This window comes from Tautonia sp. JC769 (assembly GCF_040717455.1).
In the GTDB taxonomy this organism is placed as follows: domain Bacteria; phylum Planctomycetota; class Planctomycetia; order Isosphaerales; family Isosphaeraceae; genus Tautonia.
This window is the reverse complement of sequence record NZ_JBFEFH010000037.1, coordinates 1-19,189: the sequence shown is the minus strand read 5'-3', so window position 1 is coordinate 19,189 and position 19,189 is coordinate 1. Positions and strand designations below refer to the sequence as shown.

13 protein-coding genes are annotated in these 19,189 nt (G+C 68.2%); 7 read left to right on the top strand and 6 right to left on the bottom strand.

The genetic code is table 11. From position 1 onward, the window contains the following. Positions 1–162: 162 nt before the first annotated feature. A complete protein-coding gene (locus tag AB1L88_RS24530) occupies positions 163–633 on the bottom strand; it encodes a PTS sugar transporter subunit IIA (RefSeq protein ID WP_367099342.1) in 471 nt (156 codons plus the stop codon). A 102-nt stretch (positions 634–735) separates the two neighbouring features. Then, positions 736–1,122 carry a ribosome-associated translation inhibitor RaiA gene (gene raiA / locus AB1L88_RS24525; RefSeq protein ID WP_367099341.1) on the bottom strand — a complete coding sequence of 129 codons (387 nt, stop codon included), beginning with the start codon at positions 1,120–1,122 and terminating at the stop codon, positions 736–738. A gap of 242 nt (positions 1,123–1,364) precedes the next feature. Between raiA and AB1L88_RS24520 the strand changes: the two genes are divergently transcribed. From AB1L88_RS24520 to AB1L88_RS24510, 3 genes are all read left to right on the top strand, one after another. Then, positions 1,365–3,179 carry an L-lactate permease gene (locus AB1L88_RS24520; protein ID WP_367099340.1) on the top strand — a complete coding sequence of 605 codons (1,815 nt, stop codon included), beginning with the start codon at positions 1,365–1,367 and terminating at the stop codon, positions 3,177–3,179. A 796-nt stretch (positions 3,180–3,975) separates the two neighbouring features. After that, entirely contained in the window at positions 3,976–5,271 is a 1,296-nt protein-coding gene (locus AB1L88_RS24515) for a TolC family protein (RefSeq protein WP_367099339.1), read from the top strand. Continuing rightward, on the top strand, positions 5,271–6,056 hold the full coding sequence (locus AB1L88_RS24510) for a hypothetical protein (protein WP_367099338.1): 786 nt from the start codon (positions 5,271–5,273) through the stop codon (positions 6,054–6,056). The genes AB1L88_RS24515 and AB1L88_RS24510 overlap by 1 nt, the downstream gene beginning before the upstream one ends. Here the strand turns inward: AB1L88_RS24510 and AB1L88_RS24505 are convergent. After that, entirely contained in the window at positions 6,043–8,259 is a 2,217-nt protein-coding gene (locus AB1L88_RS24505; protein WP_367099337.1) for a heavy metal translocating P-type ATPase, read from the bottom strand. The genes AB1L88_RS24510 and AB1L88_RS24505 overlap by 14 nt on opposite strands. A 362-nt stretch (positions 8,260–8,621) precedes the next feature. Here AB1L88_RS24505 and AB1L88_RS24500 point away from each other — a divergent pair, with 362 nt between their 5' ends. Beyond that, positions 8,622–8,843: a hypothetical protein gene (locus AB1L88_RS24500; protein ID WP_367099336.1), complete on the top strand. Its 222-nt coding sequence runs from the start codon at positions 8,622–8,624 to the stop codon at positions 8,841–8,843. Positions 8,844–9,045: 202 nt separating this feature from the next. On the opposite strand, the gene AB1L88_RS24495 is transcribed toward AB1L88_RS24500, so the two are convergent. After that, positions 9,046–12,240 carry a protein kinase gene (locus tag AB1L88_RS24495; RefSeq protein WP_367099335.1) on the bottom strand — a complete coding sequence of 1,065 codons (3,195 nt, stop codon included), beginning with the start codon at positions 12,238–12,240 and terminating at the stop codon, positions 9,046–9,048. Then, complete coding sequence (locus AB1L88_RS24490) at positions 12,231–12,821, bottom strand: RNA polymerase sigma factor (protein WP_367099334.1); 591 nt, start codon at positions 12,819–12,821, stop codon at positions 12,231–12,233. The genes AB1L88_RS24495 and AB1L88_RS24490 overlap by 10 nt, the downstream gene beginning before the upstream one ends. A gap of 634 nt (positions 12,822–13,455) precedes the next feature. Here AB1L88_RS24490 and AB1L88_RS24485 point away from each other — a divergent pair. Then, on the top strand, positions 13,456–14,361 hold the full coding sequence (locus tag AB1L88_RS24485) for an RNA polymerase sigma factor RpoD/SigA (RefSeq protein ID WP_367099333.1): 906 nt from the start codon (positions 13,456–13,458) through the stop codon (positions 14,359–14,361). 464 nt (positions 14,362–14,825) lie between these two features. After that, entirely contained in the window at positions 14,826–16,097 is a 1,272-nt protein-coding gene (locus AB1L88_RS24480; protein WP_367099332.1) for a hypothetical protein, read from the top strand. 112 nt (positions 16,098–16,209) lie between these two features. Here AB1L88_RS24480 and AB1L88_RS24475 read toward each other — a convergent pair whose 3' ends face one another. Further along, positions 16,210–17,016 carry an inositol monophosphatase family protein gene (locus AB1L88_RS24475; RefSeq protein WP_367099331.1) on the bottom strand — a complete coding sequence of 269 codons (807 nt, stop codon included), beginning with the start codon at positions 17,014–17,016 and terminating at the stop codon, positions 16,210–16,212. Positions 17,017–17,571: 555 nt separating this feature from the next. On the opposite strand from AB1L88_RS24475, the gene AB1L88_RS24470 reads away from it, so the two are divergent. Further along, positions 17,572–19,189, top strand: a 1,618-nt coding sequence (locus AB1L88_RS24470) for a S8 family peptidase (RefSeq protein ID WP_367099330.1), incomplete at its 3' end; no start/stop codon positions are given.

The following is a 19,189-nucleotide window of genomic DNA, read 5'->3' as shown; positions in this document are numbered from 1 at the left end:
GGTCCGGTCCGGCGAGGGCCGACAACAGGAGCGGCCATCGGCCTGGGGTCACGAAGATCTGGGGGCATCACAGCGACCGTCCCTTCGACGTCCGCAAACGCAACACGCAAAAACCAAGGGGCGAGTGTCGCCCCGGGGCCGCCGGCGGGGGCCGGGGCGGCCTCAGGGGCTGGACTGATCGGCCTCGTCGAGCACGTCGAGGATCTGCTCCCGGCTCCTCGCCTGGCGGAGGAACCGGACGAACTGCTCGTCCTTCAGGTGGCGGGAGATGTTCTCGAGGGCCCGGAGGTGGTCGCCCGGCTGGTTCGGGGGCGAGACGAGGAGGAACAGGATGTCCACCGGCTCGCCGTCGAGGGCCGCGAACTCGACCCCCTTGTTCGACAGGGCGACGGTGCCGATCAGGCGGTCGACCATCGGGTGCCGGGTGTGGGGGACGGCGACCCCCTGGCCGATGCCGGTCGAGCCGAGTTCCTCGCGGTTGAGGATCGCCCGGGTCACGCCCTCCAGGTCCGAGTCGCTCAGCCGACCGGCGTCGCGGAGGCCCGAGACGATCTCGCGGATCGCCTCCTCCTTGGTCGTGGCCTGGAGGTCGACGATCACCGCGTCGCGAACGACGAAATCCGAAAGTTTCATGCGGTTCTCCATCCATCGAGGCGAAGCCGGCCCCGAAGGATCGTGCGGCTCGACGCCTCAGAGGTCCCCCGAAGGTTGCCGGACGGGGCGGCCGGGCCCGGTTCAGTCAACCTGGGGGCGGGGGGCCTCAGACGATTCGGGCGGCTCGGGAAGGTCCGGCCGCGTGGGAGAGGTGCCACCGTGGGGGACCTCGTCTTTATGGTCCTGAATGCGATCCTTGTAACGGCGAATCTGCTGCTCGATCATGTGAACCACCTGGTCGGTCACCGTCTCGAGCCCCGGGGCATCGCTCCGGGCCACGAAGTCGTGCTTGTGCTCGGCGGAAACGACCATCTCCATCGACCAGCCGTTCTTGGGGTGGTCGATGACAACATCAATCTCCATCAGGCGGTTAAAGTACTTTAGCAGCTTTTCGGCCTTTTGTTGCACGTATTGCTGCTGGTTTGGATCGAGGGTGAGGCCATGACGGGTTGAAATTTCGATATGCACCCGAAAACTCCTTGCCGCGTGCCCGTCGTTCTTGGGGATGGTTTCGCTTGAATCGGTCGGGCGCGCATCGAGATTAACGCCTGGGGACCGTCGGGGTCAAGGGTCCTGCGGCGGGCGCCCCGGGGGGCGGGGCAGGCCGGGTCGGGGGGCGGCCGGGGCTATGACCGGCCGGGCCGATCTCGTATGCTCCGGGGGCCTTCGCGAACCGCCGAACGAGCTGCCCGGGGGAGGGGCCGACGCCGATGGCCGATGTCTGGACACAAGTGTACGACCCGTTCGACGCCTGGCCGCTGTCGACCCTGGCGGCCTCGGTGCCGGTGCTGGTCTTGCTGGGGTTGCTCGGGTCGGGGAAGGCCTCGGCCTGGCAGGCGGCGCTGGCGGGCCTCGCGTCGGCGATGGCGATGGCCATCGGGATCTTCGGGATGCCGGCCGACCTGGTGGTGGCCGGGGCCGGCGTGGGGATGGTCTTCGCCTTCTTCCGGATCGTCTGGCTGATCACGGCGGCGGTCTTCCTCTATAATATTGCCGTGGAGACCGGGCAGTTCGAGGTGATGAAGGCGTCGATCGCCCGGCTCTCGGACGACCGGCGGATCCAGGCGATCCTGGTGGCCTTCAGCTTCGGGGCGTTCATCGAGGGGGCCGCCGGGTTCGGGGCACCGGTGGCCATCTCGGCGGCCTTCCTGGTGGGCCTCGGGTTCCGGCCCTTGCAGGCGGCGATCCTCTGCCTGGTGGCCAACACGGCCCCGGTGGCCTGGGGGGCGATCGGCACGCCGATCCGGGCGCTGGGGGAGGTGACGAGCCTCGACACCGAACTGCTCAGCGCGACGGCCGGGCGGATCTTGCCGTTGCTCTCGGTGATCGTGCCCTGGTGGCTGGTCCGGATGATGGTCGGCTGGCGCGAGACGGTCGCGGTCTGGCCGGCGCTGGTGGTCATCGGCGGGTCGTTCGCGGCGGCGCAGTTCGTCTGGTCGAACTTCGTCGGGTACGAGCTGGTCGACATCGTCTCGTCGATCGCGAGCCTGGCGGCGGGGATGCTCCTGTTGCGGGTCTGGAAGCCGAGGCAGGTCTGGCACTTCCCCGAGGAGCGGGCCGAGGCGGCCGAGGGGCCGGTCGAGACGGCGTATGACACCGTCGGCGACCTGACCCCGGCCCGGGTGGCCCGGGCCTGGATGCCGTTCGGCCTGCTGACGATCATGGTCATCCTCTGGGGGATTCCGGGGATCAAGGGGGTGCTGGAGGCGTCGACCTCGTGGAACCCGCCGATGGCCCGGCTCAGCGTGCCGATCGGGGAGGCGGCCCCGGCGCTCGGTTGGCCGAGGCCGGTGCTGGAAGAGGCGGCGGAGAAGGGGCAGGCGTTCGTCTCTCGGGTGGTCAAGGGGGAGGCGATCACCGGGAGGGCCGAGCCGGAGGCGGCCGACTTCGAGAAGGTGACGCTCGACATCGCGCCGGTCGCCTCGACCGGGACGGCGATCCTGATCGCGGCGATCCTGAGCGGGGTCCTGCTCGGGCTGGGGCCGAGGGGGCTGGCGAGGGTCTTCGGGCTGTCCGTCTATCGCCTGCGGTGGGCGGCGGTGGCGATCCTGTGCATGCTGGGCCTGGGGTTCGTGACGAAGCTGGCGGGCATGGATGCGGTGCTGGGGCTGGCCTTCACCCGGACCGGGCCCTGGCTGTATCCGATCTTCGGCACCCTGCTCGGCTGGCTGGGGGTGGCCCTGACCGGCTCGGACACGGCGAGCAACGTGTTGTTCGGCAACCTGCAGCGGATCACGGCGGAGAAGCTGGGGCTGGACCCGATCCTGATGGCCTCGGCCAACACGACCGGCGGGGTGATGGGGAAGATGGTCGATGCGCAGTCGATCGTCGTCGCCGCGGCGGCGACGGGAGAGGGGGGCCGCGAGGGGACGATCCTCCGCGCCGTCTTGATCCACAGTCTTGCCCTGGCCTTCATCGTCGGGGGAGTGGTCTGGCTCTATGCCCATGTCTTCCCGGGCCTCGTCCCCGGCTCGTCCGCCGAGCCGGTGGGTTCAGCGACGGCATCGGCGACGGCGACGGAATGATCGGAACGACTCGGGTGCGCCGCTGGGTGCGCTTGCCGGTGCGCCCCGGGTGCGCCGCTGGGTGCGCCCCGGGTGCGCTTGCCGGTGCGCTCGATCGCAGAAGGAGCGGTTTGGCGTAAGTCCTTTAATTCGAGAGGGCTTGAGGCTGAGTCGGGTGCATCCGTTTCGGGATCGAGGTGGGCGGAGCCTGGGCGTGATCCCGGCTTCGTTTCGTCGGAAGATTGGCTTTGTTTGGAGAGAACATTGGCTCGTTTGGGGAGAGACTCGGGTTCGTTTGGTGAGGGTGGGGATTGGGTGCGCTTGGTTTGAGGGCAGAACGATTGGGGTAATTGATGGTGTGTTGCAAGCATGGGTGTTTGGCGTCAAGCGGGAATGGGAGCGCTCGTCGGAAGGGAGTGAGGAAGCTCCTCGAACGATATGGTCGAGAAATCGGGGGGTGGTAGTCACTTTTTGTTCGGGAAATGAGGACGGGAACGGGCGTCGGGGGTGATCGACCCGTGGGGGAACGCGGTCAGAATCGTGGGGCCGACGCGCCTGGGGTGGTAAACGGAGGAGAAGGAAAACGAACCAGGGTCAGAACGATGGGTTTGCTTCAGGATCGCGCGGCGGCGCGACCGATACAAACCGACGAATCGGCATCGTCGGCGGCGTTTCTCGGCCGATCGGCGAGGGATCGCGAGCGATGCGTGTTTGAACCCTTGGGTGGAGATGACGTGTGACGATCCTCTGGCTCGCTCTGGTCGTTGGGCAGGTTGGGCCGCCGAGCGACCTGCCACCGTTGCCGGACGCTCGGCCGATGGAAGCGAGGACCGGGCCCGCGGCCCCGGCCGAGGCGGGGGGCATGACGGTCGCCGAGCTGGAACAGATCGCCTTGCAGTCGAATCCGACCCTGGCGCAGGCGGCCGAGCGGATCGGCCAGGCGCTGGGCAACGTCGATCAGGCCGGGAGGTATCCGAACCCGATCGCCGTCTGGAACTCGCAGAGCCTCGGGGCGGACGGGACGATGGGGACCCAGGGCGGGTTTATCCAGCAGCCGATCGTCACCGGGGGCAAGGTGCGGGTCAATCGGTCGCGATACGAGGTGGACGTCGCGATTGCGCGGTGGTCCCTGGTCGAGCAGCAGTATCGGGTGGTCAACGGGGTCCGGCTCCGCTGCTGGCAGATTCTGGCGCAGCAGCGGTTGCTGGACGCCCGGGCCGGTCTGGTTCGGATGGCGGATGAGGTGGTGGAGCTGACCCGGGCGAAGGTCGAGAGCGGCCATGCGTCGGAGGCGGATCTGCTGCTGGCGGAGAACGACGCGACTTCCATGCGATTGAATCGGGAGCAGTTGGAGGACCGGTATCAGAACTCGTGGCGAGAACTTCGGGCGTATCTCGGGGTTCCGGACATGGAGCCGGTCTGGTTGTCGGGGGACCTGGAGCGGCGGCCGGGGCCGGTCTCGTGGGAGGAGGCGCTGGCGTACCTGCAGGAAGGCAGCCCGGAGATCAAGATTGCCGAGCTGCGGATCCTGCGGGCGCAACGGGACCTGAGGCGCGAGGAGGTCGAGCCGATCCCCGACCTGATCCTCCGGGGCGGGGCGGCCCACGACCTGTCGAACGACGACACGCTCGGGATTCTCCGCGTGTATGTCGATTTGCCGATCTGGGACCGGAACCAGGGGAACATCCTCACGGCCCGTCACGCGCTGGCCGACATCCGCCGGAACCTCGACCGCGTGCGGCTGTCGGTCGAGCAACGGCTGGCGAGGCGGTTCAACCAGTATCTGACGAGCGTGGCCAACGTCACGCGGTATGAGGACGAGATCGTGCCGAGGGCGCTGCGGGCGTTCGAGATCTACCGCGACGAGTTCGAGGCGGAGGAGGCGAGCTTCTCTCGGGTCCAGTCGGCGCTGGGGGCCTACGCGGACGGTGTCGAGAAACTGTTCCTGGAGTACGAGGAGCTGCGGAACGCCGAGACGGCGATGGAGGGGATGTTGCTGGTCGAGGGCATGGTCGAATCGACGACCCCCCGGCCGCCGAGCGGTGGCCTGCCGAAGGCCCCGACGGGGGGCGGCGCGCCGGTCGGCGGGCGGCCGTCGAGGGACGCGAACTGATGGCCGTGACCCGGAGTCGAATGCGGCGGCGGGGGTCGGGCCTGCGTCTCGGCGGGCTCGTCGCGGTGCTGGCGGTGCTGGTCGGCGGCTGCGCGCACCAGCAGTTGAGCATGAGCACCGTGCTGACGGCGAACAGCTTCCAGACGATCGTCTATCAGATCGTGCTGAACAACATCGCCATGTTCGCCGACGAGCCGACGACCCTTCCCTGGCACGTCCGGGTGCGGGACGGGACGGTCCAGATCCAGGACAGGGTCGGCATCGGGCAGCAGGGGGGCGGGTTCTCGACGTTCGAGGGGGGCGGATTGGGGATCGAGACGTACGGCCCGCAGGGGTCTCGGCAGGTGGCCCTGCAATGGGGGACCGACGCGGTGGGGGACCCGATCCAGCTCTATGCCCTGCAGACGGTCTATCGGCGCGTGCTGGGGCTCCCGCCGATGCCCGAGCCGAACTTCATCGCCGAGGCTCGGCAATTCGGCCGGGGCGGCGGGGATTCGGACGACGAGGATCCGATCGGTGACACCGACCGGGAGACGCGGTCGCTCCTGAGTTCGGTCGAGGTGAGCCGGTCCGGCGAGGTGCCCCGGGGCTGGTTCTTCATCGGCGGGAAGAAGGACGTGCCGAAGTCGGCCCGCTACGTCGGCCGTCACGGCTCGTGTTACGTCTGGGTGATGCCCGAAGGGGTGGGCGGCCTGGCGCGCTTCACCTTGCTCGTGCTGTCGATCGTGAAGTTCGACGCGGCCGAGGAGCAGGGGGGGGGCGGCCTGATGTTCACGCCGGGTTGACGCGGCGGCCGGACGGATCGGGGCGGAGCAGCCGCATGGCGTTGGCGACGACGACGAGGGTCGTGCCGACGTCGGCGGCGATGGCCATCCAGAGGTCGGCCAGGCCGATGGCGGCGAGCAGCAAGACCAGGGCCTTGATGCCGATGGCCAGGGCGATGTTCTGGCGGATGACGGCCAGGGTCCTTCGGCTGTGGCGGACGAGCCAGGGGAGGCCGCGGAGGTCGTCGGCCATCAGGACGACATCGGCGACTTCGAGGGCCGAGGCGCTGGCGATGCCGCCGAGCGAGACGCTGACGCGGGCCTCGGCCAGGGCGGGGGCGTCGTTGACGCCGTCGCCGACCATGCCGGTCGGGCCGAGCTGGGCGTCGAGTTGCTGGACGGCCTCGGCCTTGTCGGCCGGGAGCAGGTTGGCGCGGTGGTCGGTCAGGCCGAGCTCCCGGGCGATGGCGGCGGCGGTCGCCGCGTTGTCCCCGGTGAGCATGACGGAATGGACGCCGAGGCGGGAGAGGTCGGCCAGGATTTCGGCGGCCTCGGGCCGGGGGCGGTCGGCGAGCCGGATCCAGCCGAGCGGGCCGTCGGTCGTGGAGAGGACGACGGCGGTGCCGGGCTGCTGGGCGGCGCTGTCGATGGAGGCGTGGAAGGCGGCGTCGCAGAGCCCGGCCTGATCGACGTAACGATGGCTGCCGATATGATAGCGCGAGGCCTCGACCATGCCGCTGGCCCCGAGGCCGGCCTCGGCCCGGTAGTCGGTGGCCGAGGGGACGGAAAGTTGCTGGTTGCGGGCGTGGCGGGCGATGGCGCGGCCGAGGACGTGTCCGCCGTGGTCGCCGAGGGCCGCGGCGATCCGGAGCATCTCGTCCGGGCCGTCGGCGCCGTTCGGGACGACCTCGACGACGCTCGGGTCGCCGAGGGTGAGGGTGCCGGTCTTGTCGAACGCCAGGACGCGGAGCCGGCCGATCGCTTCGAGGAACTGCCCCCCCTTGACCAGCACACCCTTCCGCGCCGCGCTGGCCAGGGCGCTGACGACGGCCACCGGAGTGCCGATGACCAGGGCGCACGGGCAGGCGACGACCAGGACGACCAGGCCCCTCATGATCCATTCGCGCCAGTCGGCCGATTGCCCGGTCGCCCGGAGCAACAGCGGGGGGACGAACATCAAGGCCACCGCCAGGGCGACGGCGATGGGGGTGTAGACGGCCGAGAAGCGCTCGATGCTCCGCTCCAGGGGCATCCGGCGCGACTGGGCGTCGCGGACGAGGGCCATCGTGCGGGCGAGGACCGAGTCGCGCAGGGGGCGGGTCGCCTCGACCTCCAACGCGCCGGCGCCGTTGACGGTGCCGGCGAAGACCTCGTCGCCGGGCTCCTTGTCGACCGGGACCGATTCGCCGGTGATCGACTTCTGATCGACGGCCGAGCGGCCGACGAGGATCGTGCCGTCGATCGGCACGCGCTCGCCGGCCCGGACGCGGACCCGGCGGCCGGGGGCGACCTGCTCGGCGGGGACCTCGCGGGTCGAGCCGTCGGGTTCGATCAGCTCGGCGGTTTCGGGGGCGACGGCGAGGAGCGATCGGACGGCGCGGCGGGCGCGGGCGAGGCTCTGGGCCTCGAGGGCCTCGGCCAGGCCGAAGAGGAAGGCGACGGTGGCGGCCTCGCCCCACTCGCCGAGCAAGACGGCGCCGGCGATGGCGAGGGTCATGAGCAGGTGGATGCCCAGGTGCAGGCGCTTCAGGGCCCGCCAGGCGTTCGGCAAGAGTTCGACGAGGCCCGCCAGGATGGCGACGGTATAGCCGCCGATCGCCACCACGGCGAGGGGGCCGGCGGCGTGATCGGAGGCCCGACCGAGCCAGGTGAGCCAGTCGGCCGCGGCCCCGACGGCGAGCGCGAGGCCGGAGGCGAGGGTCCAGCCCCAGCGATCCAGCCAGGTGGGCGAGGAGGGGTCTGGTGCGTCGGCCGGCGGGGCGAGGGCCAGGGCGTCGTCGGCGAGCGGCGCGGTGGCCATGCCGGCGAGGCGGGTGACGCGCCCGGCGAGGTCGGCCGGGTTGGTCAGTTCGGGGTCGAAGTCGACGGCGACGGTCCCCCCGGGCGGGTTGACGTCGACCGAGGAGACGCCGGGCGCTCCGTCGAGGGCGGCGCGGATGGGGGGCACCTCGCTCGGGCAATCGAGCCCCTCGACCTTCAAGGTGCAGCGCTCCTGCCGCGCCATGCGCGATCGCCTCCGGATGATGGCGGGAGTCGGGTGCCCCGGACGCCGGCGGGCTCCCAGCCGGCCCCCTGGCGGTGCGATCCCGGGGGCCACCAGACCCCCGAATTATAGACGGAGCCGGCAGTCGGGAACATGCGACATCGGGGGGCCGGGAGGGGCGTCGGGCGGCCCGGGGCGAAACTTGAGGAAAACTTGGGGAAAAAGTGACTAAGCCTGCCCGATTTTCCGATGTTATTTCCGTACGACACGCGATCGTTGGAAGAGCCAGCGATCACGGAGACCGGTTCCGCTCGATTCGACCTTGTAGGAGACACGCACATGTTTAAACTTCAAAATCGCACGCATCAAAAGAGTTTCCAAAAATGTCTCGCATTCGCAATCCCCGCTATGCCCCCGAATTCCTGGAACGACGCCTGAGCCCCTCTTCGTTCGGCCTGATGCCCGCGGCGCAGGTTGCGACGTTCTCGAACGTGACCGTGGCCGCGAGCAAGACCGTCGATCCGCCGTTGCCGACCGACTCGAATGGCGATCCGATTCCGGAACTTCCGACGGACGACGGGCCTGGCCTGCCTGCCCCTATCTGATCCCGACTCTGTACTGAGTGAGTCGAACCTCTGTTTGTTATAAACGGCCCCGCAGAAATAAGTTCTGCGAGGCCGTGTTCTTTGATACTTCAGGAATGCCTTTCGAGATTTTGGAATAGCGAGCAATAGTGGCGAGAATCGCAAGAAGGTGGATGTGTTTAATTCGTAATCGGGCAGCTCTAAAAGCGTGTCATCGAGTATTTCAAAATTCTATGCCGCCGATTCGTTCTGCTAGTTCAGCACGCTTTCCTTCGAATACAGGGTCGGAATAAAATCGCTGTTCGATAAAGCCAGGATGATAATCACGGGCTAGCGAGAGTGCTTCGGCGCTCTTGGTGAGGTAGGTCACATCGTTGTCCGAAGCGGCTGCTAAAGCTCTAGCTTGAGCGTAATAGCCCTCGCCTTGATACCTTTCGATTCGATCTGCTTGATCTGAGGCCGCTTTCGCAAGCCGCATCGACTCTGTGAACTTCCCATCGCGAAACTGATCGGCTGAGAGGAGGACATACGCCATCAGCGCGGTCGGCTGTTGATCGAGAAACGCATCGAAGTTTGGGTCATCAACCGCTTCCTGATAATCTTCAATGGCTTCGGCCGATCGCCCCGCACGTTGCAGTCCAACAGCCCGAGTGAATCGAGAATAGATGTGAGATGGTTCAAGTTCGAGGATTTGTGAGAACAGAGCGATTGCTTCGTTCGTTTTGCCGTCGTTCATCAGGCTACGAGCGACACTGACTCGAAGGTCGAGTTCGGTAAAGTCGTCGTCGGCGGCCTGAGCAAGCAAGAGGGGGACGGAATCGGCATCGAGTCCAGTCAGGTCCTCGGATGCTTTGCTATTTACCCTGGCAAGGTTCAGGCGAAGGCGACGCCAGGGTCCGGAGTCACCACGAGTTGCCCCGAGGCGAACCTGGGCGACAGATTCATGAACGAGATCCCACCGATCGATCCGGGCGCCGAGCGTTGCAAGGGCCTCCCAAGCGGGTTGCCATCTCGGGGCAAGTCTGGTTGATTGGCGAAATCGATCGATCGTCGTCTCTTGAGCAGAACCGAGATAATACTCGCTCGATCCCAGACCGAGCCAGAGCAAGGCCGATTGGGGATGGAGGTCGAGGCAACGTTGGTAGGACTGTTGGGCGGTCGCGAAGTCGCCGATCTGGTAGGCGGCGGCGGCGAGGCGGACACGAGGCCAGTAGAGGTCGTCGCGGTCGAGCAGGGCGGTGGAGTAGTGTCGGATGGCGGCGGAGAATCCGATCTGGTGGGTCGGTATTCCCATGGCCGCGGCCTCGTCGGGGCGGAGGGCTTCGGCGCGGACTCCTCGGAGGTAACTCACGAGCCACCGCGGGGGGGCAGCGGAGGCCGGTCGGCTCGGGGGATCGACGGGAAGTCCGAGCTGGGAGCGAAGGAGCCGGGCGGTCGTTTCCAAAGGCTCAAGGGGATGATGCCGGAGAATCCCGTCGAGCACATCGACTGCCCGCTGCCGATCGCTGGGGAAAGCGGCGTAGCGGGATCGGGAAAGCTCGATCCCGTAGCGAAGCGCCTGCTCAACGATCAACGCGCGAGCATCAGACCGATGAGGCTCGTCGAGCCGAAGAATGGCTTCGGACGTCCAGAAATCGTGATCGTGGGCGCCGTCCAGGAGGCCGTATTCACCGAGTAGACGTTCCGCGAAATCGATGCGGCCATCCTGCGGGGCCATGCCGGCGCTTCGGTAGGTGTAGAGAGAATGGGCACTCGAACTGGGATCGGTGACGAATCGGAAGTAATTCTGGTGTTCGGCCTCGTTCAGGGCGTTCCGCGTGGTGGTCAGTTGCCGCTTCGACGCGACTCGGTCTTCCTGGACGATGGCGGCGGCGCCGGAGGCGACGAGGCCGAGGGTGAGGCAGAGGGTCGCGGCGAGGAGGGGGCGTTGGTGGTAGCGGAGCCAGCGGGAGGCCTCGACCCAGAGCGGCGGGGTGGTGTGGCTGAGGGGGAGGCCGAGGCGCCAGCAGTCGAGGTCGGTGGCGAGCTGGGAGGCGAGGCGGTAGCGGTCCGAGGGGTCGGGGGCGAGGCAGCGGCGGAGGATCGCGCGGAGGCCGGGGGGGATGGAGACGAGCTGGCGGCGCGAGGCGGGGTCGCCGGCGGTGCGGTGGGCGGCGAGCAGGGCGGCCATCGCGCGGCCCGATCGGGGGGATTCGTCGGGAGAGGGGACGGCCGGGGGGTCGCCGGTGAGGGCCTCCCGCAGAATCAGGCCGAGGGCGTAGACGTCGGCCTGGTGGCAGGCGGAGGGGCAGGGGGGGGCGGCGGTCTCGGGGTTGGCCAGGGCGCGGAGGCGTTCGGGGGCCATGTAGGCGAGCGTGCCGCCCAGTTCTCCCGACGACCGGGGGGTGGCGGCCGGCTGCCAGTCGGTCGAGAGGTTGAAGTCGAAGAGCATCGGCTGGCCGTCGCCGCCGATCAGGATGTTCGAGGGCTTCAGGTCGCCGTGGATCACCCCGCGCCGGTAGGCGTGGTCGAGGGCCTCGGCCAGGCGGGCGACGACCCAGGCGACGGCCCCGGGATAGCTGAGGGAGGCGAGCAGCTCTCGGGCCGGACGGACGGGGGTGGCGGCGGTGTACTCGGGGGCCGAGCAGAGGTCGAGGTCGGCCAGGAAGTCGAGCCCGCGCTCCGGCTTCCGGCTCCGCTGTCGGCTCTCGGCGAGGACCTCGCCGAGGGTCGCCCCGCCGACGAAGGGCATGAAGATCAGTTGCAGGCCGTCGTCGGTGATCCGTTCTCGGAGGATCGGGACGATGTGCGGGTGGGGGGCGCGGGCGAGGTAGCGGTGCTCGGCCGACGGGCGGTCGGTGACCTTCAGGACCAGGAGGCGGTCTTCCAGCTCGGCGTCGGCGGCGAGATAGACATGGGCGAAGCCGCCGCGGCCCATCTCGCGGAGGAGGCGATAGGGGCCGACCTCGTCGCCCGGCCTCAGGGGGCTGCCGGCCTGTCCCTGGCCGAAGGAGATCGTCGGCAGGACGTCTTGCAGGGCGATCAGGCGGAGCAGGCGGTCGCGGTAGTCCGGGAACCGGGCGAGGAAGTCGTCGACCGAGGGTTGGCGTTGGGACGACGATTGCAGGCAGAACTCGTGGTAGATCAGCTCCAGGCGCGTCTCGGGGTCGTCGGACGGGAGGCGGTCGAAGAACTGCTCGGCGCGGGGGCGCTCGCCGCGTTCCCAGCGCCGGGTGAAGTCTTCGAGGAGCGTCTCGAGGGCATGGCTGGCGCTCGAAATGGACGCGGACGCCGAGGCCGAACCGGACGCCGAGGCCGAGCCGGAAGGGGCGGCCCAGACGCGGAGGCGATCGAGCTCTCGCCTGGCCTCGGAGGAGAGCAGGTCGGAGGGGGCGTCGAACGGTTTGGGGGGGCGGCCGGGGGAGGGCATCATCGCCATTGCCGTTGCTCCAGGCGTTGGCGGGCGTCGTCGATGAGGCGGCGGACCGAGCGTTCGTTGACGCCGACGCGACGGGCGATCTCGTCGAAGGTCAGGCCCTCGCGGCGGAGTCGGAAGGCCTCGGTCTCCCAGCCCGACCGGCCGGCGGTGAGCTGGTCCATGCGGTCCTGCTCCTGCAGGTTCTGGCTGGGGGTCGGGTCGGGCGAGGGGACCTCTCGCGGTTCGTCGCGATTGCCGCGGCGGACGTAGAGCGGCTCCTCGCGTCGGAGGTTGTATTTCTGGGTCCGGGTGCGCCGCCGGTATTCCTCGTGGACCTTGTTCCAGGCCACCCCGCTGAGATAGGCCCGGAGGTGGTTCTGGTTCTCGAAGCGGGAGGGGTCGACGCCGCCTCCGGCGAAGACGCTCGCCCAGACGAGCTGCACGAAATCCATGGAGTCGAACTGGGTGCGCAGCAATCGGGGCAGCTGCCGGCGGACGGCGAGCCGGACATCGGCCTCGAATTCGTTCAGCAAGGCGTTGACAGCGTGCTCGTCGCCGGCTTTCGCGCGGGCGAGGAGGTCGGCGAAGGTGGTCTCGGTCATCGTGCCACTCGCCCCAGGATGTGGGAGATCGGACGTCTCGGCTCGTCTCGTCGCGGCTCAGCTCGACGACTCCGCTGCCCGACCGCGGCGTCGGGCCGATCGGATCGCGACAGGCTTCGCGGCAGGGGAGGGCCTTGATCGAAGGGCCCCCCGCCGGGAGCCCTGTGCTCCGAAGGATGCTCGGGAGTCGTCATTTCTTAGTTTACGAGTTCCGCCCGGCAAAGACACCTCAAAATAGCACAATTCTTCCGAGCCGTGGGCAGGGACCGCCGGGCCGATGCCGAAAAACCCCGATCCGGCCATCCCGGCGGGCACAACGCGATCGCCGGGGAATCCCCGGACACATTTTTTCCGGAAAGGTGTCCGGTCCCGCCCCCCGATCGCAACCCGAGGAGTAAGGCCCAGTCACGCCAGCACCCTGATCCGGCAATGACGGCTGCATGGATACGACTTTGTTAGGCCAGATCAAGGGGGCGTTCGCGACGGCCGGGCATGCGATGAAGGGAAGGAACGAACACTCTCCGCGCATCGAGGTGGCCCAGGCCCGGGGCACCTCAGGGACGCGGGGAGAGGATGGCCGAGCTTGATCGGCCGGACTCCTGAGAACACACCAGCGAGCGAGGAGCAGCCACCGATGGGACGATGCTGCACCAGGGAACAGACCTACGCGACGCCGATCGGGGATTACCTGCGGGAAATCCGCGATCACGACCTGCTCTCCGCCGAGGAGGAGGTGAGGCTGGCCGAGGCGATCCGGGACGGCGACGAGGCCGCCCGGGCCCGTCTGATCGGCGCCAACCTGCGCCTGGTCGTCAAGATCGCCCGGGACTTCGAGGGCAGGGGCCTGGGGCTCGACGATCTCGTCGGCGAGGGGAACATCGGCCTGATCCGGGCCACCAGGGAATTCGACCCGCGGTTCGAGGTGCGATTCAGCACCTATGCGAGCTACTGGATCAAGCAGGCGATCCGCCATGCCCTGATCACGACCACGGCGACCATCCGATTGCCGGCCCACATGGTCGGGCTGCTGACCCGATGGCGGCGGGCCGAGCGCCAGCACTTGAAGGAATTCGGCCAGCCGGCGAGCTTCGAACACCTGGTCGTCACGCTCGGCCTCTCGGACGCCAAGGCGAGGATGGTCGAGAAGGCGCTGATCGCCTACCGCCTGATGCCCGTCGGCGGCGATCGCGACGAGGGGGACACCCTGAACGAGATGGCCGACCTGCGGGAGACCCCCTGGGCGTCGCTCGAGGCCGACGACGACCGGCGCGACCTGATGCAACGGTTTACGCGGCTCGACGACCGGGAGCGGACCATCCTGACGCTCCGCTACGGCCTCGGCGAGCACGACGCCATGACCCTGAAGCAGATCGGCCTCCGCCTCGGCGTGACCCGCGAATGGGTCCGGAAGATCGAGGTCCGCGCCGTCCGCAAACTCCACGACGACTGGACCCCCCAGCCCTCGGCACGGAAGCGCCGGGGCCGGGCGACCCGACCCGGGGGCACTCGCCCGCGGTCTCGGACGCTCCAGTTGGCCTGAACTTCCCGGGAGGACCAGGAGCCCCCCGGCGACGATGGGCGTACTCGATGTTGAGTCGTCCGATGGCGGCGGGCGGGTCCCCGGGAATACGGCCGATCCCCTCACGGCGGGGGGATCGGCCGTATTTTCGATGCGCGAGGCGTGGGGGCGGGAGTTTGCCGGCCGCCGATCGGCCGGAACTCGGGCCGAGGCGAGCCTCGACGGAGTCTGACTGACCCGCAGAGGCGGTCCGAGCGGAATCGCCGGCGACCGGAATCGGGCGGGAATCGCCGAGTTCGCCTTGCCCATGTGGGATAATTCTGGTGTAGTGCGTCCGTTTCCCCTCCGAGGGCGTCCTGCTCTTTGCGCCGACATCGCATCGCCCGAGGCCGAGATCGGCCCCGGGAGATGCCCCTTTGATTGCCCCCGACCGAGGTGTGACGAGCGACGACCCGACTCGGTCCTCGAACCGCCGGTAGGGCCTCATGTTCCGAATCCCCATCGTTCCCCTGTTGCTGCTCGGCCTGGTCGTCTCGACCGGGTCCGGTTGCCGATCCTCGTTCCAGGGGAATTTCCTGCGACGCGACCTCGCGCAGGCCCCCGCGGCGCAGGCCGACCAGCCAGACCCCGCCGAGGTGGTCCGCAGGGTCGCCCTGGATCACGAGCGGCGCTCACAGTTGGTCCAGGCGCTGAAGGTCTCGGACCTGAACATCAAGATCGATACCTTCCGCGACCAGAACGGCAATGATCGCTCTCCCTTGCTGGGGGGCACGGCCGGCGGTTCTATGGTGCTGGAGCGGGCGAGGAACCTACGGGTGATGCTGCGCAAGCCCCCCGGCATGGCGGTGGCCGACATCGGCTCGAATGACAGGGAGTTCTGGTTCGTCAACGACCTCTCTAATGAGATGGTGGTTGGTTCCTATGCCCAGACCGAAGGGTTCGCGGATCCGATGCTGGCCTCGGTGCGTCCCGACTGGATCTTCGAGGTGCTGGGGCTGGAGCCGTTGCCAGAGGATCTGGAAATCGCGCCGGGGGAGACGGACGCGACGTTGACCCTGATCGAGCAGCGTCGGCTGCCGAACGGCTCGACGATGGTCAAGGAGTCGGTCCTGAGCGTCGTCGAGCAGCGGATCATCGAGCACCGCCTGTTCACCGAGGGGCGAGGCGAACCGATCGCCCGGGCGCGGGTCGAGCGCCCCGAGACGATCCGGCTGCCGGCGACCGGCGGGGCCGAGGCTCCGGAGACGATCCAGATCCCGCGCATCGTGCGGCTGACCGTGCCGGACATGGCTGAGCTGACGATGTACCTCGGCAGCATCAAGCCGAACCCCACCGACGATTTCGTGGCCAATACCACCTTCGAGCGGCCGGTGAAGGAAGGCTACCTGGTCGTCGACGTGCTGGAGCTGGCCCGGTCGCAGGGGATGATGCTGGCCGATCAGTCGCCGGCCTCGATCCCCCCGCCGACGCCCCCGCGTGAGCGGGCGAGCGCCTCCGGCCCCTCGCCGGGGTCGCTCTCGCTGCCGAGGAGCGATCGCGAGGTCGCCCGGACCGAGGACGTCTCGGTGGAGACGCGAGGGTCGCGCCGGCCTTCGGGATTCCAGTCGATCTCCGACCGCTCGCCCGTGTCGCTCGAGCTGCCGTCGCCGTCGCGACCGGCCGCGGGGGTGGGCGACGGCTCGGTGGAGATTCGCCGGCAGTCGTGGGAGTCGGTCGAGGGGAATCGGTTCCGCCGCGGGGCCCTCGGGCACAAGTGATCGCGGGGCAGGGCGGGGCGGGGCGCACGGAACCAACCGGTCGCGAACGATCTGATGAGGGCAGGGGAGGGAGGGCTGCCGGGGTCGGCCGCGATCCTTCCCCATGCTCGTTTTATGAGTCCGGGCCCGACGAGGGGTGGTGCTCTCGGACGATGGCCAGGACCGCCTCGTGCAGGGGCCCGTTCGAGGCGAGCACGCTGGAGACGGTCAGGCCCAGGGGCGCCCCCAGGCAATTGGTGACCCGGCCGCCGGCCTCCTCGACGAAGAGCCGGCCGGCGGCGAAGTCCCACGGGGCGAGCTGGTACTCGAAGAAGGCCCCGAACTGGCCGCAGCCGACCATGCAGAGGTCGAGGGCGGCGGTGCCGAAGCGCCGGATGCCGTGGATGTTCTGCCGGAACAGGGCGGAGATGGACCGCAGGGTCGCCTCCATCATCGCGCCGCGATCATAATAGAATCCGACGCCGATCATGGATTGATCCAGGCGTTCATGGGTCGCGACCCGGGCCGGGCGTCCGTTGCGGAAGGCGCCGGCCCCTCGGATGGCGGTGAAGGAATCTTCGCTGACCGGGTTGCGCACGATGCCGCAGTGCGCTCTACCTTCTCGGTAGTAGGCGATCGAGACGGCGAAGTGGGGCAGCTGGTGGGCGAAGTTGTTGGTGCCGTCGAGCGGGTCGACCACCCAGAGGTGCTCGGCGTCGAGGTCGCCGTGCCGCGCCTCCTCCTCTCCGAGGATGGAATGCCCGGGGAAGGCGCGGCGGAGGATGTCGACGATGGTGCGCTCGGCCTCGAGGTCGGCATCGGTGACGAGGTTGCCGACGTCCTTGGAGCGGTGCGCGATGCCCTGCTCCCGGTAGCGGAGCAGGACGTCTCCGGCGGCCGTAGCCGCCTGTTCGGCGATCGCGAGTTCGGGTGTCTGCATGGTGGTGGTCGAGGGCGTCGGTATCGCGGGCGCGGCCGGGTTCGGTCCGGGGTCCAGGGGGGTCATTATGACGAGGATCGCCATGGGAGGGAAGCGGGCGGCGGGCCCCGGTCGATCCCGCGGGGAAATCCCCGCGAAGATCGCAAAATGCACGCATGAGGTTCTGTGTTTATGTCATCCCGATTGTGTGACACGGGGGGTCATGCGATTGCGGGAGGCGCATGTTATCACGGATGAAGAGGATTGATGACATGCTGCAACATGCGGCCGATTTTCCACTGGAATGCGGGTTGGTGATGCGTTATGTTCCCGAGGTCGCTCTCCCTACGGGCGACGTTTTCTCAGGACGATCACCGATTCCAAGCTCGTTCTGAGCATTGCGACGACGACCGCCCAGGTACGCCACCTTAGGCTTACGACCACGCAGTCGCCGTCGTCCCTCCCTTCGTTTCCTCCTGACTGATTCACCTGTTCCAATCACGGCATTCTGCAACCATGCACCGCTTCCCGCGACGCACACGACGCACTGCGCCCCGAACTTCCCACCTCGAGGCGTTGGAATCGCGAACTCTGCTGACGCTCGGGGCTTCCTCGCCGCTGGCCGAGGTGATCCCCGATCACCAGGAGATCTACAGCAATGAACACATTATTGTTCAATATCGCCCTGATGCCCTCGAGGGGGCGTCGGGCCGCGCCCTGGCGCGCTCGCTCGTGCCGGGCATGCAGACCGTGCCGGTGCCCGAGGGGCTCACGGTCGAGGAGGCGCTGGCCGTCGCCCGGACCGACCCGAGGGTCCTGTACGCCCAGCCGGATTACGTCGTCTCGATCGCGTCGGCCCCCGACGACCCCCGGTTCGGCTCGCTCTGGGGGCTGAACAACACCGGCCAGAGCGTGGGGGGCACCCCGGGTGCCGACATCGGCGCGCTCGAGGCCTGGTCGGTCACGACGGGCAGCCCCGATGTCGTCGTGGCGGTCATCGACACCGGGATCGACCTCACCCATCCCGACCTGATGCCGAACCTCTGGGTGAATCCGAGTGAAGTGGGCGGCGACGGGAAGGATAGCGACGGCAATCATTACGTTGATGATGTTCATGGTTGGAATTTTGTCGATAACTCTCCGAACGTGCAGGACGACCACAACCACGGCTCCCACGTCGCCGGGACCATCGGGGCCGTCGGGAACAACACCGTCGGCGTCGTGGGCGTGAACTGGAACGTTAAGTTGATGACGTTGAAGACGCTGAATTCGTCTGGGAAAGGCTTCACGAGCAGTGCCATCAAGGCGTTGAACTATGCGGTCGAGATGGGGGCAGACGTTTCGAACCATAGCTACGGCGGCGGGAGCTACAACACCGCGTTCTCCGATGCGGTCGCGGCGGCGCGGGAGCAGGGCCACATCGTGGTGGCCGCGGCCGGGAACGACGGGCTGAATAATGACAAGAGCCCGTTCTATCCGGCCAATTACGCGAGCGACAACCTGATCTCGGTGGCGGCCACGAACGCGTACGACCAGATCGCGGGCTTCTCGAATTACGGGATCGACACGGTCCACCTCGGCGCGCCGGGGGTCTCGATCCTGAGCAGCGTGCGCAACGGGTCGTACGCTTATATGTCCGGAACGTCGATGGCGACCCCGCACGTCACGGGGGCCGTGGCGATGCTCCGGGGCCTGCACCCCGACTGGTCCTACGACCAGGTGATCGCGAAGGTGCTGGCGACCGTCGATCGCGTGCCGGGGCTCAAGGGCCAGGTCAAGACCGAGGGCAGGTTGAACCTGGGACGCGCGGTGACGAGCGAGACGCAGGGCCCCCGGATCGAGGCCGCGACGTATGTCCCGGGGGATGACCATCGGGTCCGCCTGCGGTTCAATGAGGCGATCCTCCCCTGGTCGTTCACGACCGAGGATCTGCTCTCGCTGACGGGCCCATCGGGGCAGGGGGTGTCGGTCACGTCGATCTCGGCGGTCCCGGGGTCGGACGGCCGCGAGTTCGACGTGGCGTTCTCCTCGGCCGGGGTGGGCACGTACCGGATGATCGTCGGGCCGAAGATCGTGGACGCGGCCGGGAACTTCATGGATCAGGACCGCGACGGCCGGAACGGGGCGGACCCTTCCGATCGGTTCACGACGTCCTTCGAGGTCTCGAAGCCCCAGGAGAGCCCGGTCCAGGTGG